This is a genomic window from Streptomyces sp. B15, from assembly GCF_018070605.1.
Classification (GTDB): domain Bacteria; phylum Actinomycetota; class Actinomycetes; order Streptomycetales; family Streptomycetaceae; genus Streptomyces; species Streptomyces smyrnaeus.
In genome coordinates this window covers 25,064-50,527 of sequence record NZ_JAGPXJ010000042.1, presented here as the reverse complement: position 1 = coordinate 50,527, position 25,464 = coordinate 25,064, and the positions used below count along the sequence as shown (strand labels likewise).

Genomic DNA, 25,464 nt, shown 5'->3' with positions numbered 1-25,464 from the left:
CGGCTCAACGGGCTTAAGCTCGGACCGGCCGGTTGAACAGCACATGATCGGAGCAGCGGCACATGGGTGAGCAGCAGACCACCACCACGTTCCCCCAGGAGGTCCTGGACCAGTGGAAGGGGTCGGGGGTCGACCTGCCCGCGCTGTTCTCGGCCGGGAAGCTGGGCGAGCGGATGGGCCTGGAGATCCTCGAGGCCTCGCCCGAGCGGGTGGTCGGCACCCTGCCGGTCGAGGGCAACACCCAGCCGTACGGGCTGCTGCACGGCGGGGCCTCCGCGGTGCTCGCCGAGACGCTGGGTTCCGTGGGCGCCATGCTGCACGGCGGGCCCGGCAAGGTCGCCGTGGGAGTGGACCTCAACTGCACCCACCACCGCGGGCCGCGCTCCGGAGTGGTGACCGGCGTGGCCACGCCGGTGCACCGGGGGCGGACGACGGCCGGCTACGAGATCGTCGTCAGCGACGAGGAGGGGCGGCGGGTGTGCTCCGCGCGCCTGACCTGCCTGCTGCGTGACGCATAGGGGCTGCGGCCGGCACCGGCCCTCCCCCAGCCTTCGCCACGAAGACCCCCCACATCACGGCGCGGCACCAATGCGGCGGACCGAGTGGGGGACAGATGGCCGACGTACTCAGCGGCGGAGGCGGCGACAGGCCCCGGCTCGTCGAGCGGTGGCACTCCTTGACCCGGCGCGTGCGGTACCTGGTCGCCGGCCTCGCCCTCGGCTGCGTCACCGTCGGCGCGGCGGCATATGTGGTGCTCGCCGAGCCCGGGCGCGAAGCGCCCCCCGCTGAGGCGGCACGGCGGGATGCACCGCACAAGGTGCCGTACCCGGTGCACAGTACGCGGATCACTTTCGTGCGCGTCTTCGACATCGACGCCCAGAGGCGCTCATTCCGGATCGAGTTGCGGGCAGTCACCAAGCACCTCGTACTGGTGCGGCGGGTCACCCAGCAGTACGAAGCGCTGACGATGGAGCTCTCCCCGCCGCAGGCGGTCACGGTACGGCCCGGACAGGCGAGGCGGGTGCGGGTGACGGCGCGGGTCACCTCCTGCCGGGACCTGCCGGTGCGGGCACGGCTCCCCTTCCTGGACGTCACGTTGCGTAACGCGCGTGCGTCGCAGGATCTCAGCTTCATCCCCGGCGACCGCTACGCCCGGGCACTCACCCGCGTGTTCCGTACGGTATGCGGACCCGCTTCGCGCTCCTGATCGACGACCTGTTGACCCAACTGCGACTTCGGGGCGGGATACGCGTCCGCCATCTCCCCGTCATACGGGGCGCGTTGAGGAGCGCCGACTACCGGGCTGCCGGTTCCGTGACGGTCATAACAAGAGAGTCACATCCTGGATCCGACCTCTGCCCGACCGTACGGCAGCGGCCATAGAGTCACCGCCAGTCACCGCGCCGCCGGGCGCGCACGACGAGCTCCGTTCTGTACTACCCGTACGGCCCGGCGCGCGATACGGCCACCACTCCTTGGGGGCCGCGCCTTGGGGAAAGGACTGATCGTGCGTCACCGTTCCTTGCTCATACTCACCACCACCGTCACGGTGTCGGGTCTCACCCTGTCAGCGTGCGGCTCGCGCGACGACAAGAGCGGCGGCGACAGCGGTGAGAAGACCACTGTCGTCATCGGCGTCGACGCCCCGCTCACCGGCGACCTGTCCGCACTCGGGCAGGGCATCAAGAACTCCAGCGACCTGGCCGTCAAGACGGCCAACAAGAACAACGAGGTCGAGGGCGTCACCTTCAAGCTGGAGTCGCTGGACGACCAGGCCCAGGCGGGCACCGGTCAGCAGAACGCCACCAAGCTGGTGGGCAACGACAAGGTCGTCGGCGTCGTCGGCCCCCTCAACTCGCACGTCGGCCAGTCCATGCAGAAGGTCTTCGGCAACGCCGACCTGGTGCAGGTCTCCCCCGCCAACACGGCGCCCGAACTCAGCCAGGGCCCCAACTGGCAGAAGGGCGACAAGAAGCGGCTGTTCGACACCTACTTCCGCACCTCCACCACCGACGCCGTGCAGGGCCCGTACGCCGCCCAGTACCTGTTCAACAAGCGGAAGCTGAAGAAGGCGTACATCATCGACGACAAGAAGACCTACGGCGCGGGACTGGCCGGCACCTTCTCCGACGAGTTCAAGAAACTCGGCGGCAAGGTCGTGGGCACCGACCACATCAACCCCGACGACCGCGACTTCTCCGCCGTCGGCACCAAGGTCGCCAAGTCCAAGGCCGACTTCGTCTACTACGGCGGCGAATACCCGGCAGGCGCCCCGCTCAGCGCGCAGATCACCAAAGCCGGCTCCAAGGCCCCGGTCGTCGGCGGTGACGCCCTCTACAGCGAGGAGTACATCAAGCTCGGCAAGAAGAACGTCGAGGGCGACCTGGCCACCTCGGTCGGCGCCCCGCTGGAGACGCTCGACACCGCCAAGACGTTCATGGAGAACTACAAGTCGGCCGGGTACAAGCTCCCCTACGAGGCGTACGGCGGCTACTCCTACGACAGCACCTGGGCGATCATCCAGGCGGTCAAGGCCGTCGTGGAGAAGAACGACGGCAAGCTGCCCGACAACATCGACGACACCCGCAAGCAGGTCACCGAGGCCATGCAGGACGTCAAGTTCAAGGGTGTCACCGGTGACGTCGCCTTCGACGAGTACGGCGACACCACCAACAAGCAGCTGTCCGTCTACGAGGTCAAGGGCGGCAAGCACAAGCCCGTGCAGACAGGCACCTTCGAAGAAGGCTGATCCGGCACGCACGCCCCGCCCTTCACCTCAAGGCCGCGCGGGGGCGCCGAGCGCGCCCCCGCGCAGCCGTATCTGACACACCCCAAGGAGTCCCGGTGCAAGATCTGCCGGATCAGCTGGCGAACGGACTCGCACTCGGCGCGTTGTACGGCCTCATCGCGATCGGGTACACGATGGTCTACGGCATCGTCCAGCTCATCAACTTCGCCCACGGCGAGATATTCATGATCGGCGGCTTCGGCGCGCTGACCGCCTACCTGTGGCTGCCCGACGGCACCGGCCTGGCCGTCGCCCTCCCCCTGATGATCCTGCTCGCCGTCGTATGCGCCGTGCTCGTCGCCATCGGCGCCGAACGCTTCGCCTACCGGCCGCTGCGCGGCGGGCCCCGGCTCTCCCCGCTGATCACCGCGATCGGGCTGTCCCTCGCGCTGCAGCAGGCCGTCTGGGCCTTCTACCCCGACGCGAAGAAGGCCCGGCCCTTCCCGCAACTCGGCGGCAGCGACTTCGACCTCGGCTTCGTCACCCTCTCCCGCGAGGACCTGTTCATCTTCGTCTCCGCACCCGTGTGCATGCTGGCGCTCGGCCTGTTCGTCGCCAAGACCCGCACCGGACGCGCCATGCAGGCCACCTCGCAGGACCCCGACACCGCCAAGCTGATGGGCGTCAACACCGACCGCATCATCGTGATGGCCTTCGCCATCGGCGCCGCCTTCGCCGCCGTCGCCGCCATCGCCCAGGGCTTCAAGACCGGCGAGGTCAACTTCCGGATGGGCTTCATCGCCGGGCTCAAAGCGTTCACCGCCGCCGTACTCGGCGGCATCGGCAACATCTACGGCGCCATGGTCGGCGGTCTCGTCCTCGGCGTCGCCGAAGCCCTGGCCACCGCCTACATCGGCGACATCCCAGGGCTCGAACAGTTCGGCGGCGGCTCCTGGAAGGACGTATGGGCGTTCATCCTGCTCATCCTCGTCCTCCTCGTACGGCCCCAAGGAATACTCGGCGAACGCCTCGCGGATCGGGCGTGATACCCATGACGACTCAGCACACCACCGGCACCCCCGCCCCCGGCGAAGCGGCCACCACCGCGCCGCACACCTCCACCGCGGGCCCACCGCCCCTGCCACTCAACCCCGATCCGCACACCAGCCGCAAGCTGGGCCGCATCCTCGTCGGCGCCGGAGCCGTCGTCTCCTTCGCGAGCACCATGCTCCCGTGGACCTGGACCTCCGCGTTCCCCGGCGATCTGACCATCGCCATGTACCCCGCCGGGCTCCAGCTGCTCACCCTGGCCGCCGCCGTACTGACCGCGGCCGTGCTGCTGGCCACCACCGGCGTGAGGGGACTGCGCTGGCTCACCCCCGGCGGCAAACACAGCACCCTGCTGCTGCTCACCGTCGGCAACCTCGCCACCACCTGGTACACGGCCGCGGCCATCGCCGTCGAACTGGGCGGCATCGTCAACTTCGAACCCGGCATGTGGATCGCCGTCGCGGGCACCGCCCTGGCCGTCGTCGGCGCCCTCGCCCTGCCCACCGACCTCCCGCCGGACCCCGCCACCTCGTCCACGTCACCCACCTCGTCCGCAGCCGGGACGGACGAGCGGCCCGGGAACTGGCAGCGGCTCCGCCACGCGCTCAAGGCACCCGCGCCCGGCACCGCCGCACCCCTCCCCGGCTGGGCCGAGATCGTGGTGATCTGCGCCGCCTGCGCCATCGGGCTCTACGTCTTCGCCTACGGCATCGAAGCCGAGGACGGACCGCCCTTCATCGGCTTCCTCGTACTGGCCGCGTTCGCCTTCCCCGCGCTCGCCCGGGCCGGACTGCCCAAACGGCTGTCCGTACTGGCCGGCCGCAACCGCAACACCACCCTGGCCGCCGCCTTCGTCGCCGCGCTGCTCTTCCCCGTCACCCAGAGCAACGAGGCCTACACCAACATCGCCGTCAGCGTGCTGATCTTCGCCACCGTCGCCCTCGGCCTCAACATGGTCGTCGGCCTCGCCGGCATCCTCGACCTCGGCTACGTCGCCTTCCTCGGCGTCGGCGCCTACACCGCGGCACTCGTCTCCGGAGCCGAGACCTCCTCGCTCGGCATCCACGTGCCGTTCTGGGCCGCCGTGCTCATCGGCGCCGCCGTGGCCCTCGTCTTCGGCCTGGTCATCGGCTTCCCCTCGCTGCGGCTGCACGGCGACTACCTCGCCATCGTCACCCTCGGCTTCGGGGAGATCTTCCGTATCTCCGTACAGAACCTCGACGGTGACTCCGGCCCCAACATCACCAACGGCCCCAACGGCATCCCCAACGTCCCCGACCTGAAGATCCTCGGCTTCGACCTCGGACAACCCCACACGATCCTCGGCTTCGAACTCGGCCGCTTCGCCAACTACTACCTGCTGATGCTGGTGTTCACCGCCATCGTCGTCACCGTCTTCCGGCGCTCCGACGACTCCCGCATCGGCCGCGCCTGGATCGCCATCCGCGAGGACGAGACCGCGGCCCGCGCCATGGGCGTCAACGCCTTCCGGCTCAAGCTCATGGCCTTCGCCCTCGGCGCCACCCTCGCCGGCATGGCGGGCACCGTCCTCGCCCACGTCGAGTTCTCCGTCACCCCCGAGTCGTACAAATTCGTGCACACCGCACCACCCAACTCCGCGTTCCTGCTGATCGCCGTCATCCTCGGCGGCATGGGCACCGTCAGCGGGCCGCTCATCGGCGCCGCACTGCTCTACCTCATCCCGGCCAAACTCCAGTTCATGGCCGACTACCAGCTGCTGCTCTTCGGGATCGCGCTCATCCTGCTGATGCGCTTCAGGCCCGAGGGCCTGATCGCCGACCGCCGCAAACAGCTCGAATTCCATGAGACGGAACAAACCGACTCCCCCACGGCAGCCACCCCCGGCCTCGGCAAGACGGAGGCGTGAGACGAGATGACGACCACCACACCAGCCGACGCGCCCGCACCCGGATCCGGACCCGCCCCGGGCGAGGTCGTACTCGACGCCTCAGGGGTCACCATGCGGTTCGGCGGCCTCACCGCCGTACGGGACGTGAACCTCGATGTGCACGCCGGAGAGATCGTCGGACTGATCGGCCCCAACGGCGCCGGCAAAACCACCTTCTTCAACTGCCTCACCGGCCTCTACATCCCCACCGAAGGAACGGTGCGCTACAAAGGCACCGTCCTGCCCCACCGCTCCCACCTGGTCACCCAGGCAGGCATCGCCCGGACCTTCCAGAACATCCGCCTGTTCGCCAACATGACCGTCCTGGAGAACGTCCTCGTCGGCCGGCACACCCGCACCCACGAAGGCCTCTTCTCCGCCCTCATCCGCGGCCCCCGCTTCCGCAGAGCCGAGCAGGAATCCGAAGAACGCGCCATGGAACTCCTCCGGTTCACCGGCCTCCAGGACAAACGCGAACACCTCGCACGCAACCTCCCCTACGGAGAACAGCGCAAGCTGGAGATCGCGCGCGCCCTCGCCAGCGAACCCGGACTGCTGCTGCTCGACGAACCCACCGCGGGCATGACCGCCGTCGAGACCACCGCCACCCGCGAACTCGTCCTCGCCGTCCGCGAACAGGGCACCGCCGTACTCGTCATCGAGCACGACATGCGGTTCATCTTCAACCTCTGCGACCGGGTCGCCGTCCTCGTCCAGGGCGAGAAACTCGTCGAAGGCACCCCCGAAACCGTGCAGCGCGACGAACGCGTCATCGCCGCCTACCTCGGCACCCCCTTCGAAGGCGAACCGGGCGAGGCGGAGGCAGCCGAAGTACAGGCGGCCGAAGAAGCCGACACCCCCGGCGCGCAGCACGGACAGCAGGAAGGGAAGACGGACTGATGGCCCTGCTCGAAGTCGAGGACCTACGCGTCGCCTACGGCAAGATCGAGGCCGTCAAAGGCATCTCGTTCACCGTCGACGCCGGCGAAGTCGTCACCCTCATCGGCACCAACGGCGCCGGCAAGACCACCACCCTGCGCACCCTCTCCGGACTGCTCAAACCCGTCACCGGGAAGATCACCTTCGGCGGAGAAGTGCTCAACGGGGTCGGCGCCCACAAGATCGTCTCCATGGGCCTGGCCCACTCCCCCGAAGGCCGTCGCATCTTCCCCCGGCTCAGCATCGCGGAGAACCTCCAGCTCGGCGCCTTCCTCCGGAAGGACGCCGACGCCGTGGCCAAGGACATCGACAGCGCCTACGAGCGCTTCCCCATCCTCGGAGAACGCCGTCGCCAAGCCGCCGGCACCCTCTCCGGCGGAGAACAGCAGATGCTCGCCATGGCCCGCGCCCTGATGTCCCGCCCCAAGCTGCTGATGCTCGACGAGCCCTCCATGGGGCTCTCACCGATCATGATGCAGAAGATCATGTCGACCATCAGCGAGCTGAAGGAACAGGGCACGACGATCCTGCTCGTCGAACAGAACGCCCAGGCCGCGCTCTCCCTGGCCGACCACGGCCATGTCATGGAGACCGGCAGCATCACCCTCTCGGGAACAGGTGAGGAACTGATGCACGACGAGTCGGTACGCAAGGCGTACCTCGGCGAGGACTGAGGGAGTCGGCGGTGGCCGGGGCCGGGGCCCCAGCAGGGAACGGGGCCGGGGCCGGGGCGACCCCGCCCCGGCCCCGGCCACCGCATCCGGCCTACTGCTGCTTCTTGCGCTCCTCGGCGTCGGCGATGACCGCCTCCGCCACCTGCTGCATCGACAGCCGACGGTCCATCGAGGTCTTCTGGATCCACCGGAAAGCGGCCGGCTCCGTCAGCCCGTACTGCGTCTGCAGCACGCTCTTGGCCCGGTCCACCAGCTTCCGCGTCTCCAGCCGCTGGGAGAGGTCGGCGACCTCCTTCTCCAGCGTCTTCAACTCCGTGAACCGGGAGACCGCCATCTCGATGGCCGGCACCACATCGCTCTTGCTGAACGGCTTCACCAGGTAGGCCATCGCCCCGGCGTCCCGAGCCCGCTCGACCAGCTCCCGCTGGGAGAACGCCGTCAGCATCAGCACCGGAGCGATGCTCTCCTCCGCGATCTTCTCGGCCGCGGAGATACCGTCGAGCACCGGCATCTTCACATCGAGAATGCACAGGTCAGGGCGGTGCTCACGAGCCAGCTCCACAGCTTGCCGACCGTCTCCGGCCTCGCCGACGACGGTGTAGCCCTCCTCCTCCAACATCTCCTTGAGATCCATCCGGATCAGCGCCTCGTCCTCCGCGATCACGACCCGGGTCGTCGCCGGAGGTACATGCGCACTACCGTCCGTCGAGGCCTCCGCCTCGACGGACTCTGCACTCTGGGCACTCTCAGGCTCGGGGAAGTCCGCCGCGCTCACTTGGCTCCTCGTTTCCGCACAGGTGGGACCTTCGAGCCTACCCAGGTCCTGTAAAGTAAGAGCACAGCGGGTGGGCGTTAGCCTTCGATTCCACTGGCCCCGGTAGCCCAATTGGCAGCAGGCAATGGATTCAAAACCCATACAGTGTCGGTTCGAGTCCGACCCGGGGCACTTCACCTTCGATTCCAAGGTGGCAAGCGGAAGCGACTGATTCCGCTCTATCGAGCTAACGGAGCCCTTTTCACCCTCCCGTGTCGCACGTGTCAGCGAATGCTGCTCGCATGTACGACATCGACACGAGGAGGCGCGCTCTCGCTCTCGTCGCGCAGGGCCGCAGCCTCAACTCCGTCAGCAAGCAGACCGGCATCTCGCGGTGGTGCCTCCGCTCGTGGCAGCAGAGGATGCGCCCGAGCCGCCGATGCACCACCACATGCGAGCGGTGCTCCTCTCCTCCTCGACCACCGGCGGACGTCGCTGCCTACAGCTACCTCTTAGGCCTCTACCTCGGCGACGGCTGCGTCAGTCGGCTGGCCCGCACCTACACCCTCCGGATCGCGTGTGCGGACGCCTGGCCCGGGCTCATCGACGCATGCGAGCATGCGATGCGCCTGGTCCGGCCGGAGAACAAGGTCTGCCGCGTCCAGCGTCCTGGCTGCGTCAATGTGACCGCCTACTCCAGTCACTGGCCCTGTCTATTTCCCCAGCACGGACCCGGCAGGAAGCACGAGCGCCGGATCGTACTGGCCCCCTGGCAGCAGGAGATCGTCGACGTGTACCCCTGGGAGCTGGTCCGGGGACTCATCCACTCCGACGGCTGCCGGATCACCAACTGGACCACGCGCATGGTGGGCGGGCAGCGCAAACGGTACGAGTATCCGCGCTACTTCTTCACCAACAAGTCCCCCGACATCCTGCGCCTCTACTGCCGCACCCTGGACACACTCGGCGTCGAGTGGACCAGCACACCCCACAGCAGAGGCGGCTGCAACATCTCCGTCGCCCGTCGTGCCTCCGTGGCGCTGATGGACGCGCACGTCGGGGCCAAGTATTAGGGGGTGAGGTCGGCGACGGTGGGGGCGATGGGGCCGAAGAGGTCGGCGATGGTGGTGAGGGCGGCCAGGTGGAGGGTGGCGGCGGGGATGACGGTGGCGTCGGGGGCGGTCAGGGACCGGGTGGCGGTGGCCTCGGCGACGACGGTGGGGCGGTAGCCGAGGTTGAAGGCGCCCTGGGCTGTGAAGGTGACGCACATGTGGGTCATGAAGCCCGCCAGCACCAACTGTGTGCCCGCGCCGAGTTCTCGCAGGGTCTTGTCCAGATCGGTGTCGTGGAAGGCGTCGGGGTGGTGCTTGACCACGACGGGTTCGCCGTCGGCGGGGGCGACTTCGGGGCTGATGGCGCCGATGTCGGCGCGGATGTCGTAGGGGGTGTCCTCGCCGCCGTCGTTGACGATGTGGACGACGGGGGTGCCCGCGGCGCGGGCGGCGGCCAGCAGGCGGGCCCCGGCTGCGAGGGCCGGCTCGGCGCCTTCGAGGGTCATGACGCCGGTGCGGTAGGTGTTCTGGAAGTCGATCATGACGAGGGTGGACTCGGCGAGCCGGGGAAGTCGGTTGTCGAGGCCGATCACCTCCCGCAGGCTCGGGGAAGGGGTCGGGGAAGCAGTCGGGGCAGCGGTCATGGCAGGGCTCCGTTTCATGGGTGTCGGTTCGGCAGGGGTTCAGCCGGCGGTGCGGAAGCGGCGGCGGTAGGCCGCCGGGGTGGTGCCGATCTGCTTGCGCAGCGCTCGGTGGAGCGTTTCCACCGAGCCGAGTCCGCAGGCGGTGGCGATCCGGTCCAGCGGCTGGTCGGTGCTCTCCAGCAGGCGGCGGGCCGCCTCCACCCGGGCGGCCTCGACGTATGCGGCGGGGGTGGTGCCGGTCTCCTGGCGGAAGACCCGGGCGAAGTGCCGTTCGCTCAGGCACATGTGTGCGGCGAGGGCGGCTGCGGACAGGTCGCCGTCCAGGTGGTCGGCGATGAACATCCGGAGTTCGTCGATGTCCCGGCGGGTGGCCGGTGGTCGGCTCAGCGGAACCGAGAACTGGCTCTGGCCGCCCTGGCGTTTGAGGTACATGACCAGTTGCCGGGCCACTGCCAGGGCGATGTCCTCGCCCAGGTCCTCGGCCACCAGTGCCAGCGCGAGGTCCATGCAGGCGCTGATACCGGCGCCGGTCCACACGTTTCCGCACCGTACGAAGATCGGGTCGGGGTCCACCGTCACCGCCGGGTGGTCGGTTGCCAGTTGTGCGGCGGTCGTCCAGTGGGTGGTGGCCGTCTTGCCGTCCAGCAGGCCGGCCGCGGCCAGCAGGTGTGCGCCCACACACACCGACGCCACGCGCCGGGCCAGCGGCGCGGTCGTCTTGAGCCACGTCACGATGTCGGGGTCGATCCTGGCGACCGGCCCTTCGGGGGGCATGTCCACGACGCCGGGCACCAGCAGCGTGTCGAGAACGCCGTCGACCTCGGCGAACGAGAGGTCCGCGACCAGCCGTACCCCCGCGGAGGTGGTGATCACTCCGGCGGCGGGGCCCGCGAGCTGCACCTGGTAGCCCGCCCGGCCGCCGGTCTCCCGGTTGGCGAGCGCGAACACCTCGGCCGGGCCGGTGACATCGAGGAGGTCGACATCGGTGAAGACCGCGATGACGACCCGGCGGGTTGTGGTCATGCGTTCATCGTCACGCCTGGTCGGTCATGGCGGCAATGACGGTCTTCTGTCGGATCCGGACACGGTGCGGCGCCCCTCGCGGAGGGGCGGCGGACGGAGGCCGTCGCGGGGTGGCGCCCGGTGGTGGGCGGTGGCGCCCGGTGGTGATCCGCTGTGCGTGGATACCGGTGCGCGATGTACCTGTGTGGGGCACTATGGCGCGCATGGTCGTGTTGACGTGTGCGGAAGCGCAGGGGCGGGCCCGGGTTGTGAGGGTCGAGCAGTATGCGGTGGATCTTGACCTGACCCGGGGGGAGGAGGTGTTCGGGTCCACGACCGTGGTGCGGTTCGCCGCGCTGGAGGCGGGGGTGGACACCTTCGTGGAGCTGCGGCCGAGCCGGCTGGTGCGGGCGGAGCTGGACGGGGCGCCGATCGATCCGGGTGAGCTGCGCGAGGGGCGGTTGCCGCTGCGCGGGCTGGCGGCCGGGGAGCATGTGCTGCGGGTCGAGGCGCTGATGCCGTTCTCGCGGGTGGGCGAGGGCATGCACCGGTTCACGGATCCGGAGGACGGCAATGTGTACGTGTACACGCAGTGCTGTGTCACCGATGCGCCGTTGGTGTTCGCCTGTTTCGATCAGCCGGATCTGAAGGCGGTCTTCCGGGTGTCGGTGACGGCGCCGGAGGGGTGGACGGTGCTGGGCAACGGTGTGGCCGCCCGCGTCGGGGAGGGCGGCAGCGGCGCCGGCCGGTGGGAGTGTGCGCCCACGCCTCCGCTCAGTACCTATCTGATGGCGGTGGCGGCGGGCCCGTTCCATTCGGTGCGCACCGAGCACGCGGGGCTGCCGTTCGGGCTGCATGTGCGCAGCTCGCTCGGTCGGTATCTGGAGGCGGACTCGGCGGAGTTGCTGGAGGTGACGCGGCGCTGCTTCGACCGCTATCACGAGATCTTCGACGAACCGTATCCGTTCGACTCCTACGATCAGGCTTTCGTGCCGGAGTTCAACGCGGGTGCGATGGAGAATCCTGGTCTGGTTACCTTCCGGGACGAGTTCATCCACCGTTCGGCGGTCACGGAAACCGAGCAGCAGACGCGGGCCATGGTGATCGCGCACGAGATGGCGCACATGTGGTTCGGCGATCTGGTGACGCTGCGCTGGTGGGACGACATCTGGCTGAACGAGTCGTTCGCGGAGTACATGGGGTATCAGGTGTTGAGCGAGGCGACGCGCTTCGGCGACACCTGGACGGACTTCGCGGTGGCGCGCAAGAGCTGGGGTTACGACGCGGACGAGCGGCCTTCGACGCATCCGGTGGCGCCGGATCCGGACGCGGTGCCGGACACGGCGGCGGCGCTGGGCAACTTCGACGGGATCTCGTATGCGAAGGGCGCGTCGGCGCTGCGGCAGCTGGTGGTGTGGCTGGGCGAGAAGAGTTTCCTGGCGGGCATCAACGAGCATTTCGCCCGGCACCGGTTCGGCAACGCGACGCTCGGGGACTTCCTGGACTCGCTGGCCCGTGCTTCGGACCGGGATGTGCGTGGCTGGGCGGAGAGCTGGCTGCGTACGACGGGGGTGGACACGCTGGTGCCGCGGGTGGGCGAGTCGGAGGCCCGGCGTTGGTACGTGGATGTGGAGCATCGGGGCGATCGTCCGCACCGGTTGGCGGTGGGGTTGTACGACCGGGCTGCGGCGGACGAGTCGCGGTTGGTGCTGCGGGAGCGGCTGGAGCGGGATGTGCCGCCGGACGGGGGCCGGTTGACGGTGACGTTGGACGGGCCGCGTCCGGATCTGGTGCTGGTCAATGATCTGGACTGGACGTATGCGAAGGTGCGGCTGGATCCCGTCTCGTGGGGAACGGTGCGTTCGGTGCTGTCCGGGTTGCCGGGGCAGTTGTCGCGTGCGGTGGTGTGGAACGCGGCGCGGGACATGCTGCGGGAGGCCGAGTTGGGCCCGTTGGAGTATGTGCGGATGGCGCGGGCGCATCTGCCGTTCGAGACGGACAACGCGGTGGTGCAGGGGGTGCTGGCGTTCGCGCGGGGGTATGCGGCCGACCGCTGTCTGTCGGGTGCGCAGCGCACGGAGGCGCTGGGGCTGCTGGGCGAGGTGTGTCGGGAGTTGCTGGCCGCCGGGGGTGGCGACGGTGTCGGGAGTGGGGCGGGTGCCGGTGGTTCGGGGGTGCGGCTGACGGCTGCGCGGTATTTCATCGACTGCGCGACCGGGCCGGAGGAGCTGCTGGCGTGGCAGGCGGCGGGCGAGGTGCCGGGGGGCGGTCCGGCCCTGGATGTGGAGCTGCGGTGGCGGCTGCTGTTGCGGCTTTCGGTGCTGGGTGCGGTGGGCGCTGCCGAGATCGAGGAGGCCCGGGCGGCCGATGCGAGTGCGCGCGGTGCGGAGGCCGCTGCCCGGTGCCGGGCGGCGCTGCCGGAGGCGGCGGCCAAGGAGAAGGCGTGGGAGGACATGTTCGGTCCTGCGGACGCGTTGTCGAACTATCTGTTCACGGCGACGGCGCAGGGTTTCTGGCAGCCGGAGCAGTCGGGGCTGCTGCACGGGTTCGTGGCGCGGTATTTCACGGATGTGGTGCCGTTGGCGGCGCGGCGGGGCCCGGCTCTGGCGGAGGCGGCGGGACGGTACGCGTTCCCGGCCGTCTTCGTGGACGAGGAGACGCTGACCCGGGGTGAGGAGTGTCTGGCCTCGGGTCGTCCGGTCCCGGCGCTGCGGCGTCGGCTGGAGGATCAGCTCGATGATCTGCGGCGTGCGCTGGGGGTGCGCGCGGCGATCTCCTGAGCGGCGACGCGGCTGCGGGGCCCGCCGGCGGCGGGCGGCAGGTGCACGCGGTGACCCTTTTATCAGATCCGTCGCGCGGGTCGGCTCCCGGCTACCTCCTTCGGGCGAAGTAGCGCGGAGATCGTCGGGTCATGGGTCGCACGGCACCTAAGTTAGGTCGCCCTAACCGCCCAAGGCCGCCGTCGTGTTCGGTTCGGCCGCCGCGTACGAAAGAGCCGCCATGTCTGCGTTCACCGTCGATGGCCTGCAGGATGTCGCCCCGGGACCGGAGGGAAGGGCAGGTCCCGAACCGGGTCCGGGCCCGGACACCGGTCAGTTGCTCGCGGGCGGGGCCGCCGGTCCGGCCGCGCTGCGTCCACTGCTCGGCACGGTGGTGGGGGCGTTGTCGCGGGGGGCGGTGGAGCGCGGCGGGCCGCTGCCGGCCGGCGGCCCCGAGGCGGTCGCCGCGCGGGTGCGGGCGGCTGTGGGTGCGGTGTTGCCGGAGCGGGGAGCGGGGGCCGCCGAGGCGCTGGACGTCCTGGTCGGCGCGGTGGCGCGGGGGGCCGCCGACCCCGCGGACCCGCTGTGCGCCGCTCATCTGCACTGTCCGCCGCTGGCGGTGGCGGCGGCCGCCGATGTGGCGGCCAGCGCGTTGAACCCGTCGCTGGACTCGTGGGATCAGGCGCCCGCCGCCTCGGAGCTGGAGACGCTGGTGTGCCGTGCGCTGGCGCGGCTGGTCTTCCCCACGGCGGGTGCGGCGGCGGGGCCGGACGCCTCGGCGGTGGGACCGGACGCGCTGGTGACGACCGGTGGTACGGAGGCGAACCAGCTCGCGCTGCTGCTGGCCCGGGAGCGGGCCAGCACCGCGGCGGAGGGTGGTGGCGGCCCGGTGCGCGTGGTGTGCGGCGCGAACGCGCACCACAGCGTGCACCGTGCGGCGTGGCTGCTGGGGATGGCGCCGCCGCTGGTGGTGCCGACGCCCCGCGGGGTGCTGGATCCCGCGGCGCTGGAGACGGCGCTGGAGGATCTGGCGCGCGGCGACGCGGCACCGGACCAGGCGGCGGGGCAGGCGGCACCGGATCAGGCTGCGCCGGGGCAGGGCGGCGCGGTGCCATGGGTGGTGGCGACGGCGGGGACGACGGACACGGGTGCGGTGGATCCGCTGCCGCGGCTCGCCGAGGTGGCGCACCGGCACGGCGCGCTGCTGCACGTGGATGCGGCGTACGGCGGTCCGCTGCTGTTCAGTGCGGCGCTGCGGGGGCGGTTGGCGGGTCTGGAGCGCGCCGACAGTGTGACGTTCGATCTGCACAAGCTGGGCTGGCAGCCAGTGGCCGCCGGATTTCTGGCCGTGCCGGACCGGACGGCGCTGGGCGTCCTGGACCATCGCGCCGACTATCTCAACGCGGACGACGACACCGAGGCGGGGCTGCCGGATCTGCTGGGGCGCTCGTTGCGCACGACGCGGCGCCCGGACGTGCTGAAGGTGGCGGTGACGCTGCGGGCGCTGGGGCGGTCGGGGATGGCCCGGTTGGTGGAGCGCACCTGTGCGGCGGCGGCGGAGCTCGCGGACCGGCTGGCGCGGGACGAGCGGTTCGAGCTGTACGCACGTCCGGTGATCTCCACGGTGGTCTTCCGCCCGGTGGGCGGGGACGACGCGCTGGTGGCGGGGGTGCGGCGGCAGTTGCTGGAGCTTGGTCAGGCGGTGTTGGGCCGGGCCGCGCTGGGCGGTCGGCTGTGGTGGAAGGTGACGCTGCTCAACCCGGCGGTGCGGGGCAGTGATCTGGCCGCGCTGCTGGAGCTGGTGGCTCGGGCTGCGTCGCCTGGTGCGGCGGCAGGCGCGGCAACGGCGGCGGGTCGTACGGCGGCGGGGCAGGCGGCGGGAGCGGAGTCGGAGGGATCGGTATGCGAGGGAGTGGACGCGTGAGGGACGGCGAGGAAGCGCGGGCGGCGGCCGAGTCGGCGGCGGAGCCGCTGGATCTGGTGGGGGTCGGGATCGGCCCGTTCAACCTTTCGCTGGCGGCGCTGGGGGAAGGGGTGCCGGGGCTGCGGTGCGCGTTCTACGAGCAGCGGCCCGCGTTCCGCTGGCATCCCGGGTTGCTGATCGAGGGGGCGACGCTGCAGGTGCCTTTCCTGGCGGACCTGGTGACGCTGGCGGATCCGGCGAGCCCGTGGTCGTTCCTGCGGTTCCTGCGGGAGCGGGAGCGGCTGTTCCCGTTCTACTTCGCGGAGCGGTTCCACATCGAGCGGGCCGAGTACGACGCGTACTGCCGTTGGGTGAGCGAGGGGGTGCCGGGGCTGCACTTCGGGCACCAGGTGGACGCGGTGCGCTGGAACGCCGAACAGGCGCTGTTCGAGGTCGACTTCACTCAGCTGGACGCGCATGGCGAGGCGGAGGCGCTGGGCAGATCGTACGCGCGCAACGTGGTGCTGGGGGTCGGTACGGCACCGTATGTGCCGCAGGCGCTGCGGCCGCTGGCGGAGGCGCCGTCGGTTCCGGTGTACCACTCCTCGGAGTATCTGGAGCACCGCGAGGAGCTGCTGGCGGCCGGGCATGTGACGGTGATCGGTTCGGGTCAGTCGGGTGCGGAGGTGTTCCTGGATCTGCTGCGCAGGCGGCCGGTGGGGCGGGAGCGGCTGCGCTGGCTGACGCGCAGCGGTGCTTTCGCGCCGATGGAGTACAGCAAGCTGGGGCTCGAACACTTCACCCCCGACTACACCCGGTACTTCCACGGTCTGTCCGAGCGGGTGCGCGACGGGCTGCTGCCGCGCCAGTGGCAGCTGCACAAGGCGGTGGACGCCGAGACGCTCGCGGCGGTGCACGACGAGCTGTACCGCAGGACGCAGGCGCTGAACGACGGTGACGGTGACGGCGGCGGCTGGCCGGACGCGGTGCTCACCCCGGGGGTGCGGGTGCGGACGGCCGGGAGGGGCGGCAGGTCGGGGCTGGAGCTGCACGTGGAGCACACGGAGCAGGAGGAGCGCGGTGTCCTGACGACGGACGCGGTGGTGCTGGCGACGGGTTACACCGAGCGTGCGACGGACGGGATGCTGGCGGCGCTCCATCCGTATCTGCGGCGGGACGGCTCGGACCGTCCGCTGGTGGACGAGGAGTACCGGCTGGTGCTGGAGCGCGCGGTCACCGGTGCGGTCTTCGTGCAGAACGCGGAGCGGCACACGCACGGGGTGGGCGCGCCGGATCTGGGGCTGGCGGCGCATCGCAGCGCGGTGATCCTCAACGCGGTGACGGGGCGGGAGAGCTATCCGCTGCCGAGGCGTACGGCCTTCACCCGCTTCGGGCTCCGGGAGGAGCGGTCGGGCGCCGCCGGTGCCGCGGGGCCCGCGGACCGGTCTGCCACAGTTGGCGTATGACGCAGATACCCGGAACGTGGCCGACTCCCGATCCGCCGCCCCACGGTGCCGGCTCCGCCGCAGGGCCGGCCTCCGCCGAGGCGGACGGCGGCTTCGGGGCGCTTCCCTACGGCACTCCTCAGGCGCCGCGGGTGGCGGTGCGCGGGGAGGCGAGCTTGGAGTTCGACCCGGACTACGCGCGCATCGGTGTCTCGGTCTCCGCTCGCGGTACCGACCGGCGCGCCGCGCTGGAGGATCTGACGCGGCGCAACGCGCGGGCGCTGGAGCTGATCAAGAGTTACGGCGACGCGGTGCAGAAGTTGTCGACGGGTACGTTCAGTGTGCAGCCTCAGATGCGGGACGGCAGCAAGCGGGAGCGGGTGCACGCCTACGACGGGCGGGTGCGGCTGAACGCCACCGTCACGGATTTCACGGTGCTGGGCGAGTTGACGACGCGGCTCGCCGATCTGGAGCTGACTCAGGTGCAGGGCCCGTGGTGGGGGCTGTGGCGGAATTCGCCGGCGCACCGTGAGGCGCGGCAGCAGGCGGTGCGGGAGGCGGTGACGCGGGCCCGGGAGTACGCGGAGGCGCTGGGGGCGCGGCTGGTGGCGCTGGTGGAGCTGGCGGATCTCGGTGCGGAGAACAGCGTTCCGCCGCCGTTTCCGGCGGCGCCCGGGGGGATGCGCGGGTACGGCAGGGCGGCGGGGCCGCCGCCGGAGTTGGATCTGGAACCGCAGCGGCAGACGGTCTCCGCGCAGGTGAATGCGCGCTTTGTGATGAGTCCGCCGCAGTTGGACTGATCGGCGGTTGGTGCGCGGCAGGTCTGCGGCTGGTGCACGGCTGGTGTGCGCGGGTCCGTCGCAGCTCCGCGAGGGGGGCGGTGCGCGAGGAGCGGGCGAGGGGTGTGCGGGGGCTGTTCCGTCTCGGCGGTCGAGACGGAACAGCCCGGTGCATGCTCATCAGAGCGAATGGGCGCCCAATTTATTAGTTGTCCTCGGGATTCAATGGCTTTTCGGTAAAGGGCGGTTGGACAATTGTCCAGTGCCGGTTCTTTACGCGTCGGTAAGTCTTAGGCTCTGGCTATGCGCCGAGCGAAAATCGTCAGCACCCTGGGCCCGTCCACCGACTCGTACGAGCAGATCAAGACGCTCGTGGAAGCGGGAATGGATGTCGCCCGGTTCAACATGAGCCACGGCACGCACGCCGAGCACGAGGAGCGCTACCACCGGGTGCGCGCCGCCGCCGAGGAGACGAAGCGGAACGTGGGGGTGCTCGCGGACCTTCAAGGTCCGAAGATCCGGCTGGGTCGTTTCCAGGAAGGTCCTGTACTCCTTGAACGGGGCGACGAGTTCGCCATCACCGTCGAGGACATGGAGGGTGACCGCTCGATGTGCGGCACCACCTACCCGGGGCTGGCCGCCGATGTCACGGCCGGTGAGCGGATCCTGGTGGACGACGGCCGGGTCACCCTGGAAGTCACCCGCGTCGAGGGCTCCGTGGTGCACACCATGGTCATCGAGGGCGGGATGGTCTCCGACCACAAGGGCCTCAATCTGCCGGGCGTCGCCGTCTCCGTGCCCGCGCTCTCCGACAAGGACGTCGAGGACCTGCGCTGGGCGCTGCGCACGGGTGCCGACCTGATCGCGCTCTCCTTCGTGCGCAGCGGGCACGACATCAAGGAGGTGCACCGCGTGATGGCGGAGGAGGGCCGCCATCTGCCGGTCCTCGCCAAGCTGGAGAAGCCGCAGGCGGTGGCGAATCTGGAGTCCATCGTCGACGCGTTCGACGGTGTGATGGTCGCCCGCGGTGACCTGGGCGTGGAGATGCCGCTGGAGCAGGTGCCGCTGGTGCAGAAGCGGGCCATCAAGCTGTGCAGGCGGAACGCCAAGCCGGTGATCGTGGCGACGCAGATGCTGGACTCGATGATCGACGCGTCCCGCCCCACCCGCGCGGAGGCCTCCGATGTCGCCAACGCGGTGATGGACGGCACCGACGCGGTGATGCTCTCGGGCGAGACGAGCGTGGGCAAGTATCCGATCGAGACGGTGCGCACGATGAGCCGGATCGTCGAGGCGGCCGAGGAGGACATGCTCGCCAAGGGGCTGCCGCCGCTGACGCAGAGCAGCAAGCCGCGCACCCAGGGCGGCGCCGTGGCGCGGGCGGCAGCGGAGATGGGCGACTTCCTCGGCGCCAAGTACCTGGTGGCCTTCACCCAGTCCGGCGACACGGTCCGCCGGCTGTCCCGCTACCGCTCCCCCATCCCGGTGCTGGCGTTCACCCCGGACGCGTCGACCCGTTCGCAGCTCAATCTCACCTGGGGCGTCGAGACCTTCCTCGGCCCGATGGTGCAGACGACGGACGAGATGGTGGACCAGGTCGACGAGATGCTGCTGAAGCTGGGCCGCTGCGACCGCGGCGACCTGGTCATCATCACCGCCGGCTCGCCGCCCGGCGTCCCCGGCTCGACCAACCTGGTGCGGGTGCACCGGCTGGGCGAGGAGGACTCCTGAGGGAGGACTTCTGAGGGACGATTCCTGAGGGCCGGCGAGAGCCTTTGCCAGACGGGGCCCTGACAGACGGAGCCCTGACAGTCGGCGGCCCATGACAAGCAGGGGCCGAGCCGTTCGCCGCCGGACCGGTGCGACCCGGCCGCCGCGGGACGGCGGCCGGGTCAGCGGTCCTGCTGCCCGGCTCCCCCGGCGATCTGCTCGTGGTGGCGGATGACCTCGGCGATGATGAAGTTCAGCAACTTCTCCGCGAAGGCCGGGTCCAGCTTGGCGTCCTTGGCGAGCTCACGCAGGCGGGCGATCTGCCGGGCCTCACGGGCCGGATCGGCCGGGGGCAGCTGGTGGTCGGCCTTGAGGCGGCCGACACGCTGGGTGCACTTGAAACGCTCGGCGAGCATGTGCACCACGGCGGCATCGATGTTGTCGATGCTGTCGCGCAGCGCGGTCAGCTCCGCGCGAACGGACTCGTCGGGCTGCTGGATGTTGCTGCTGGTCATCGCTCGACCCTATCCGCTGAGCCGACTGCACGGGATGGTCGGCGGGTGGTCCGGGTCGGGGACGCGGCTGGCGTAGCCGCCGGGGACCTTGCGGGACTGGGTGGCGCGGAAGTGCACGGGCGGGGTGCCCACCCGGCGGGTGAAGAGGCGGGAGAAGTAGGCCGGGTCGTCGTAGCCGACGCGGCGGGCGACCGTGGAGACGGGCAGCTGGGTGCCGGCCAGCAGTTCCTTGGCGCGGCCCAGCCGGATACCCAGCAGATAGTCCTTCGGGCTGCACCCGGCGCCGCGGCGTACGGCGGCGCGCAGCTCGGCGGGGGTCATACCGTGCCGGGCGGCGTGGTCGGCCACGGAGAGCGGGAGGAACGCGTCGCGGGCCAGGGCCTCCAGCACGGGTGCGCCGTCGGCCGTGGTGTCGGCGCGGGCCCTGCGCAGGGCGACGAGGAGTTCGTGGACGGCAGCGGCCGCCTCCACCTCCAGCAGCGGGTTCCCGGGGCGTGCCGCGCGGGCGACGCGCGCTATGGCGGCGCGGGCCGGGTCCGCGTCGGTGAGCGGGACGAGGGGGCGTGCCGGCTCGATGCAGCCCAGTTCGGTGTAGGCGGTCACGGCGGAGCCGGTGAAGTCGACGAAGCTCTCGTCCCAGCCCTCGCGGGGGTCGGCGCCGAAGTGGTGCGGTACGCCGGGGACGATCCACAGCAGCGCGGGGGCCACCACCTCCTGGCGGGCCCCTTCCGGATCGCGGGGGTCGACGTACCAGCCGCGGCCGCCGCTGACGACGACGGCGACATGGTGGTCGAGGGTGCGGGGACCGACCGGGGGCAGAGCGCCGTGCTGCATTCCGACGCCGAGGCAGACCAGGCCGAGGCGGTGGTGAACGGGCCCCGGGGTGAAGTACCGCATCCAGGACTGGTACCGGTGCTCGGCCACCGCAGGCGCTCCCCTCACTCGTTCAGGGCAGCAGCGTACGGTGATCACCCCCGGTCGGTCACCGGTCCGTCGGCCGGCGACCGCCGCTCATGCGCTCACCCGGGTCACCGTGAAGGTGTCCAGTACGAACTCGGCCTTGCCGTCGTCACCCACCTTGCGCAGGCCGACCCACGCCTCGCCCTGCTCGGGTGCGGTGAACTCGTAGGTGTGGGTGGCCGTTTCGGTGGCGACCGGCAGCGGTGTGCGCCCCAGCTCCCGTGCGTCCGGCTCGTCCACCCCGGTGACCCAGGCGTACTGGCCCGCCTTCTCGTTCTGGTAGCGGAACGCGACGCGGTAGGTCTTCCCCGGCTCGAAGCGGGCGGTGTGCGCGACCGTGCGGTAGACGAGGCCGGTGTTCTCGCCCCGGGACTTGAGCGACTCGCTCCCCTCGATCACGTCGATCGCGTCATCTATGGACTTGCCGTTCCAGCCGCGCTGGGTGTAGGGCGCGTGCCGCTGGGCTGGGGGCACCTCCCAGCGTTAGCTGGGGGAGGGTGCGCGGGTCTGTGGTGCCGCCCGCGTCGCCCTTGACGAACGGTCCCCAGCCGTGCGGCACATGCTCGAAGTCCTCGTGCACGAGCGTGCCGCGCCGCCCGGAGGGAGTGCCGGGGACGATCCGTACGTCGTCGAAGCGGACCGGTACCTCGCCCTTCCCCACCGTGAGGGCGAGGGTGACCGGTCCGCCGCCTTCGGGCACGGTGAACCAGGTCGTCATCCGCTGGAAGCGGGTGCCGTGCTTGAGGTCGGCCGCGACGTGGTTGGTGGCGGTGGACGACGTGGTCCAGTTCTGCGCGGTGACGCCGTCCGCGGTGCGGACGGTGAGGGCGGCGCGGCGCCGGTGGCCCGTCTCGGTGCCCACCTGCACCTGGACCGAGGCGGCGTAGCTGCCCGGCCGCAGCCGGGCCGGCCGCTGGCTGACGGAGGCGGCGCCGCCCGGCGGGAAGACGAGTTCGTTGTCGCCGCGTTCGCCGGCCGCCACGCTCGCCGCGCCCTGGACGGTCCACGCCACGAGGTCGCCCGCGTGGAAGCCGGGGTCGGCCAGCGGGGTGCCCTCGCCCCAGCGCGGGTCGGGCGGTGCCGGCGCGGGGGTGCGGTACAGGACGTACGGCTGGTCGGGTTCGGCGGTCAGCGTGACCTCGCCGCCCGAGACGGCCACCCGGCGCGGCGCGCCCCGGCCCTGGCCGGTCAGCGGGTGGAGGTGGACCGTGCGGGCGTCCGACCAGCCGGCGGGCAGCCGCCAGGTGGTGCGTTCGCCGCGGGGGTTGTAGTGGTAGAGCTTCGGCGGGTCGGTGGCCTTGCGGGGCTCCCAGGGCAGCAGGTACGTGCCGTCGTCGTAGACCTTCCGGCCGTCGGTGGTGATGCGGCGCCTGCCGTCGGTGTCGGTGACGGTGGTGGCCTCGGCGCCCTCGAAGGTGATCTCGTGCTCCCGCCAGGTGCGGATGGGTCTGGCCTGGAGGTACTTGGCGGGGAGGCTGTGGGTCCAGATGAGCCGGTAGAAGGCGTGCCAGTCGGTCTTGCCCCGCCAGCCCTCGTAGTTGCCCATCCGGGGCGCGCCGAGCAGGGTGGGCCACTTGTCGGCGAAGACGTCCTTCTGGTGGTTGCGGATGAAGCGGATCAGGCGGGAGTTGATGCCGCGCGAGGTGTCGCCGCCGTAGTCGGTCTCGGTCGCCCAGTGCGACCACAGCGCCGACCGCTCCAGACCGTGGCCCCACTCGGTGCTGACCATCCAGCCCTGTTCGTCCAGGACCCGCTGGAGGCGGTCGGAGGTCCAGCCCGACTCGCGGAAGACATCGATGTAGAGGCAGTTCAGTCCCTCGTCGGTGTCCTCGCGCAGCTTGCGGAAGCGCGCGGCGATGTCGCCGGAGACCAGGTCGCGGCGCTGGTCGATGCGGTAGGACTGGTCCAGCCAGTCCCACTGTTCGTCCGTCTTGTCGACGAGGGTCTCGGAGAAGGCGTGGGCGACCGGGTACGACTCGGTGGCGTTGACGTGCACCGCGAAGTCGCAGTTCCACCGCTTGCCGTTGCGCAGCAGGGTGTTCAGGTCCGCCAGCCCGCCGGCGCGCTTGTTGTAGTTGCCCGCGTAGTCGGGGTGCGCGGAGTCGTGGCCCTCGGACTGGTAGCCCTTGAGCAGGGTGAACTGACGCAGCCCGTCGGTCGCCAGGTGGATGCGTTTGACGTGGTCGAGGGTGGTCAGGAACGGGTTGGTGGCCTGGCTGGCGAAGTTGAACGGGATGTGCGGGACCACCCGCAGATGCTGTTCGTCGGCGCCGCGCGGTTCGACCATGATGTCCCGCATCGCGATGGCCGCGTCCTGCCAGTCGGCGACCCCGTCGCCGTTGCGGTCCCGGGTGACGACGACGGTGACCTGCGGCAGCGGCTCGGTCTGCTCGGGCCCGGCGGTGGCGGCGCGGTACGTCCACTGGCCGCAGGTCAGCCGGGCCACCACCGCTCCCCGGTCGCTGACCGTCTGCCGCCAGAGCCTGCCGTTCTCCCAGGTGGCGCCCTTGGTCCCGGTCGGCTTGTCGTAGCTGGTGTTGGTCTCGACGGCCGCGGCGAGATCGCCGGTGGCCACGACCGCGTATGCGCAGCCGACCGGTTCCGGATCGGTCCGGGTGCCGTCGGCCAGTTCGACGAGGGTGTCGCCGCTCGCGGCCTTGTCCAGCTCGATACGGGCGGCGTACAGCACGGGCGCGGGCCGCTGGTCGGAGCGGACGGACAGAAAGGCCAGCCGCGGGAGGCCGAGCGTGCCGATGCGGCCGGTGGCGCTCTCCTCGATGCGGGTGACGCGCCAGTGCACCTGGTGGCCGTCGGCCTCGATCTCGACGGTGAGTACGGTGCCGGTGTCCAGGGTGAGGGTGTAGGTGATGCTGCGGGCGTCCGGTCTGCTCGTGACGTGGGGCCGGTGTTCCGCGCCGTCGACGAGGAGGCTGTCGACGGGATCCTGCTGGCCGTGGAGGGTCTTGCCGGTCTCGCGGTCCGTGTAGCCGACGACGCGGGGGAATCCGGTGTCGACGGTGACGTCGAGGGCGGGGGTGCGCAGGGTGTGGGTGCGCGGCGCCGCCGCGCTCGCCGCCGCCGGGTGGGCGGAGCCGGCCAGTACGGTGCCGGCTCCCACCGCCGCGCCTGCCGCCACCACCGCTCTGCGGGTCACACTACGGGTCGCGTCTGTGCTCGCCTCGCCGCTCGCCATGGGTCCGCCTCCGCTCGGCTGTCGCCCTACGGTCCGGTTGGGCGACCCAGCCTTCGCCGACGGATGTGCGGCTGCCTATGGACAAGTGTGGGCGGTTGTTGGACTTCCGGATGCGCCGGGGGCGTCCTGTTCGAGCTCGTGGATCAGGACGCCCTCGCGCAGTGCCCAGGGGCACAGCTGGAGCGTCTTGATGTCCAGCAGCGTCATGGTGGTGTGCGCGACCAGGGCGCCGGCCAGTGCCTGGCCGGCCCGGGCGGGGGAGATACCGGGCAGCTCGGCGCGTTCGGCGGCCGGGAGCCGCGCCAGCCTGCTCAGCTCCTTGCGCAGCCGGCCGCGCTTGAGATAGCGCGGGGTGAACGGGCCTTCCCTGCCGGGCGCCGCCCCGCACAGCCGGGCCAGCTGGTGCAGTGTGCGGGAGGTGGCCACCGCGGTGTGCGGCTGCTCCCAGCGGATGCGGGCGGTGACATCGCGCAGTTGGTGCCGTACCTGGCGCCGTACGGCCCGCAGTTGCTCGGCGGGCGGCGGGTCGGCGGGGCCGAAGTGCTCGCGGGTGAGCCGGCCGGCGCCCAGCGGGGCCGAGACGGCGAGGTCCGGCACTCCGGAGCGGCCGAAGGCCACCTCCACGGAGCCGCCGCCGATGTCGAGCAGCACCATCGGTCCGGCCCGCCAGCCCATCCAGCGCCGGGCCGCCAGGAATGTCAGCTCCGCCTCGCGGCGGCCGGACATGATCCGCAGCTGAAGCCCCGAGCGTTTGTGTACGGCTTCCACGATCTGGTCGCGGTTGGGCGCCTCTCGGACGATGGCCGTCGCGAAGGCCGCCAGCCGGGTCACTCCCCAGGAGCGGGCCTCCTCCTCGGCCGCCGTGGCCGCTTCGGCCAGCCGCTCGACCGCGTACTCGGGCAGCCGGCCCTCGCTGTCCACGTCGTCCGCCAGCCGCAGCCGGTACTTGACGGTGTGCACCGGGAGGGGAACCGCTCCGGTGGCGTCGGCTATCTCCAGCCGTACGGTGTTCGAACCGACATCCAGTACCCCCACGCGCAAGCCGAAACCTCCCACCGACGACCGTACCTCGCCCTCGCCTGCCCGTGGCCCGGGGCCCGTCAGTGGCCGTGGGGCGCACGGGGGCCGCGGGACGGGGAGAGCGCCCCGCGGCCGCGGCCGTCAGGCGGCCGGCACGCGCCCGGTCGCGTGCCGGCGGACGGTGTGGTGCCCGGGCCCGGCGGCACGGTGCCGTCCCAGGACGCAGCCGTTGTCCATGGCCTCCAGCACGGCGCGCACCTCGTCCCCGGCCAGCCCGGCCTGCCGGGCGATCCGTTCGACGGTGGGGGCCTGGGCCCGGGTGGTACCGCTCAGCTCTCGGACAGCGGCGCGCACCTTCTCACTCAGCTCACGCACCTGGTGGGGCGTGTGCAGGTCCCGGCGGTCACGGACGTGACGGTGGCGTGCGG

Annotated in this window: 20 protein-coding genes, 1 tRNA gene and 1 pseudogene; 14 read left to right on the top strand and 8 right to left on the bottom strand. The window is 71.0% G+C overall.

What is annotated here, in order from left to right; translation table 11 throughout:
* Positions 1-62: 62 nt before the first annotated feature.
* From KBY19_RS19775 to KBY19_RS19745, 7 genes are all read left to right on the top strand, one after another.
* Positions 63-518 (top strand): PaaI family thioesterase, encoded by a 456-nt coding sequence (locus KBY19_RS19775; RefSeq protein WP_099879528.1) that lies wholly within the window; start codon positions 63-65, stop codon positions 516-518.
* Between the two features lie 95 nt (positions 519-613).
* A complete protein-coding gene (locus tag KBY19_RS19770) occupies positions 614-1,207 on the top strand; it encodes a hypothetical protein (protein ID WP_210966327.1) in 594 nt (197 codons plus the stop codon).
* A gap of 300 nt (positions 1,208-1,507) precedes the next feature.
* On the top strand, positions 1,508-2,749 hold the full coding sequence (locus KBY19_RS19765; RefSeq protein ID WP_210966326.1) for a branched-chain amino acid ABC transporter substrate-binding protein: 1,242 nt from the start codon (positions 1,508-1,510) through the stop codon (positions 2,747-2,749).
* A 95-nt stretch (positions 2,750-2,844) separates the two neighbouring features.
* Positions 2,845-3,774, top strand: coding sequence for a branched-chain amino acid ABC transporter permease (locus KBY19_RS19760; protein ID WP_185016527.1), 930 nt, complete (start codon positions 2,845-2,847; stop codon positions 3,772-3,774).
* Positions 3,775-3,779: 5 nt separating this feature from the next.
* Positions 3,780-5,666: a branched-chain amino acid ABC transporter permease gene (locus KBY19_RS19755; RefSeq protein WP_210966325.1), complete on the top strand. Its 1,887-nt coding sequence runs from the start codon at positions 3,780-3,782 to the stop codon at positions 5,664-5,666.
* A 6-nt stretch (positions 5,667-5,672) separates the two neighbouring features.
* Positions 5,673-6,587 (top strand): ABC transporter ATP-binding protein, encoded by a 915-nt coding sequence (locus tag KBY19_RS19750; RefSeq protein ID WP_099879535.1) that lies wholly within the window; start codon positions 5,673-5,675, stop codon positions 6,585-6,587.
* On the top strand, positions 6,584-7,300 hold the full coding sequence (locus KBY19_RS19745; RefSeq protein WP_099886395.1) for an ABC transporter ATP-binding protein: 717 nt from the start codon (positions 6,584-6,586) through the stop codon (positions 7,298-7,300). Before KBY19_RS19750 ends, KBY19_RS19745 begins: the two co-directional genes overlap by 4 nt.
* A 91-nt stretch (positions 7,301-7,391) precedes the next feature.
* On the opposite strand, the gene KBY19_RS19740 is transcribed toward KBY19_RS19745, so the two are convergent.
* Positions 7,392-8,075, bottom strand: coding sequence for an ANTAR domain-containing response regulator (locus KBY19_RS19740; protein ID WP_099879537.1), 684 nt, complete (start codon positions 8,073-8,075; stop codon positions 7,392-7,394).
* A gap of 96 nt (positions 8,076-8,171) precedes the next feature.
* Between KBY19_RS19740 and KBY19_RS19735 the strand changes: the two genes are divergently transcribed.
* A tRNA-Leu gene (locus tag KBY19_RS19735) sits at positions 8,172-8,246 on the top strand.
* A gap of 110 nt (positions 8,247-8,356) precedes the next feature.
* Entirely contained in the window at positions 8,357-9,127 is a 771-nt protein-coding gene (locus KBY19_RS19730; protein ID WP_210956109.1) for a helix-turn-helix domain-containing protein, read from the top strand.
* On the opposite strand, the gene KBY19_RS19725 is transcribed toward KBY19_RS19730, so the two are convergent.
* Together KBY19_RS19725 and KBY19_RS19720 are read right to left on the bottom strand one after the other, a co-directional pair.
* On the bottom strand, positions 9,124-9,750 hold the full coding sequence (locus tag KBY19_RS19725; protein WP_185016530.1) for an isochorismatase family protein: 627 nt from the start codon (positions 9,748-9,750) through the stop codon (positions 9,124-9,126). The two genes, KBY19_RS19730 and KBY19_RS19725, sit on opposite strands and share 4 nt — an antisense overlap.
* A gap of 39 nt (positions 9,751-9,789) precedes the next feature.
* A complete protein-coding gene (locus KBY19_RS19720; protein WP_210966324.1) occupies positions 9,790-10,773 on the bottom strand; it encodes a GlxA family transcriptional regulator in 984 nt (327 codons plus the stop codon).
* Positions 10,774-10,976: 203 nt separating this feature from the next.
* Here KBY19_RS19720 and pepN point away from each other — a divergent pair, with 203 nt between their 5' ends.
* The 5 genes from pepN (at position 10,977) to pyk (ending at position 19,369) form a co-directional block, all read left to right on the top strand.
* A complete protein-coding gene (pepN, locus tag KBY19_RS19715; protein WP_210956107.1) occupies positions 10,977-13,532 on the top strand; it encodes an aminopeptidase N in 2,556 nt (851 codons plus the stop codon).
* Between the two features lie 220 nt (positions 13,533-13,752).
* Positions 13,753-15,435 (top strand): pyridoxal-dependent decarboxylase, encoded by a 1,683-nt coding sequence (locus tag KBY19_RS19710; protein WP_185016533.1) that lies wholly within the window; start codon positions 13,753-13,755, stop codon positions 15,433-15,435.
* Positions 15,432-16,880, top strand: coding sequence for a SidA/IucD/PvdA family monooxygenase (locus tag KBY19_RS19705; protein ID WP_307843563.1), 1,449 nt, complete (start codon positions 15,432-15,434; stop codon positions 16,878-16,880). Before KBY19_RS19710 ends, KBY19_RS19705 begins: the two co-directional genes overlap by 4 nt.
* Positions 16,877-17,659 carry an SIMPL domain-containing protein gene (locus KBY19_RS19700; RefSeq protein ID WP_185016535.1) on the top strand — a complete coding sequence of 261 codons (783 nt, stop codon included), beginning with the start codon at positions 16,877-16,879 and terminating at the stop codon, positions 17,657-17,659. Before KBY19_RS19705 ends, KBY19_RS19700 begins: the two co-directional genes overlap by 4 nt.
* A 282-nt stretch (positions 17,660-17,941) precedes the next feature.
* Positions 17,942-19,369: a pyruvate kinase gene (gene pyk, locus KBY19_RS19695; protein WP_099879551.1), complete on the top strand. Its 1,428-nt coding sequence runs from the start codon at positions 17,942-17,944 to the stop codon at positions 19,367-19,369.
* 161 nt (positions 19,370-19,530) lie between these two features.
* Here the strand turns inward: pyk and KBY19_RS19690 are convergent, their stop codons facing one another.
* From KBY19_RS19690 to KBY19_RS19670, 5 genes and pseudogenes are all read right to left on the bottom strand, one after another.
* The gene (locus KBY19_RS19690; RefSeq protein ID WP_099879553.1) at positions 19,531-19,863 is read right to left on the bottom strand and encodes a chorismate mutase; all 333 of its coding nucleotides are present in this window, start codon (positions 19,861-19,863) and stop codon (positions 19,531-19,533) included.
* Positions 19,864-19,872: 9 nt separating this feature from the next.
* The gene (locus KBY19_RS19685; protein WP_185019351.1) at positions 19,873-20,760 is read right to left on the bottom strand and encodes an AraC family transcriptional regulator; all 888 of its coding nucleotides are present in this window, start codon (positions 20,758-20,760) and stop codon (positions 19,873-19,875) included.
* Between the two features lie 114 nt (positions 20,761-20,874).
* Positions 20,875-24,016 (bottom strand): annotated as a pseudogene (locus tag KBY19_RS19680) (endo-alpha-N-acetylgalactosaminidase family protein).
* 75 nt (positions 24,017-24,091) lie between these two features.
* Positions 24,092-25,057, bottom strand: coding sequence for a hypothetical protein (locus KBY19_RS19675; RefSeq protein ID WP_099886397.1), 966 nt, complete (start codon positions 25,055-25,057; stop codon positions 24,092-24,094).
* Between the two features lie 120 nt (positions 25,058-25,177).
* Positions 25,178-25,411 (bottom strand): hypothetical protein, encoded by a 234-nt coding sequence (locus KBY19_RS19670; RefSeq protein ID WP_185016536.1) that lies wholly within the window; start codon positions 25,409-25,411, stop codon positions 25,178-25,180.
* Between the last annotated feature and the right edge of the window lie 53 nt (positions 25,412-25,464).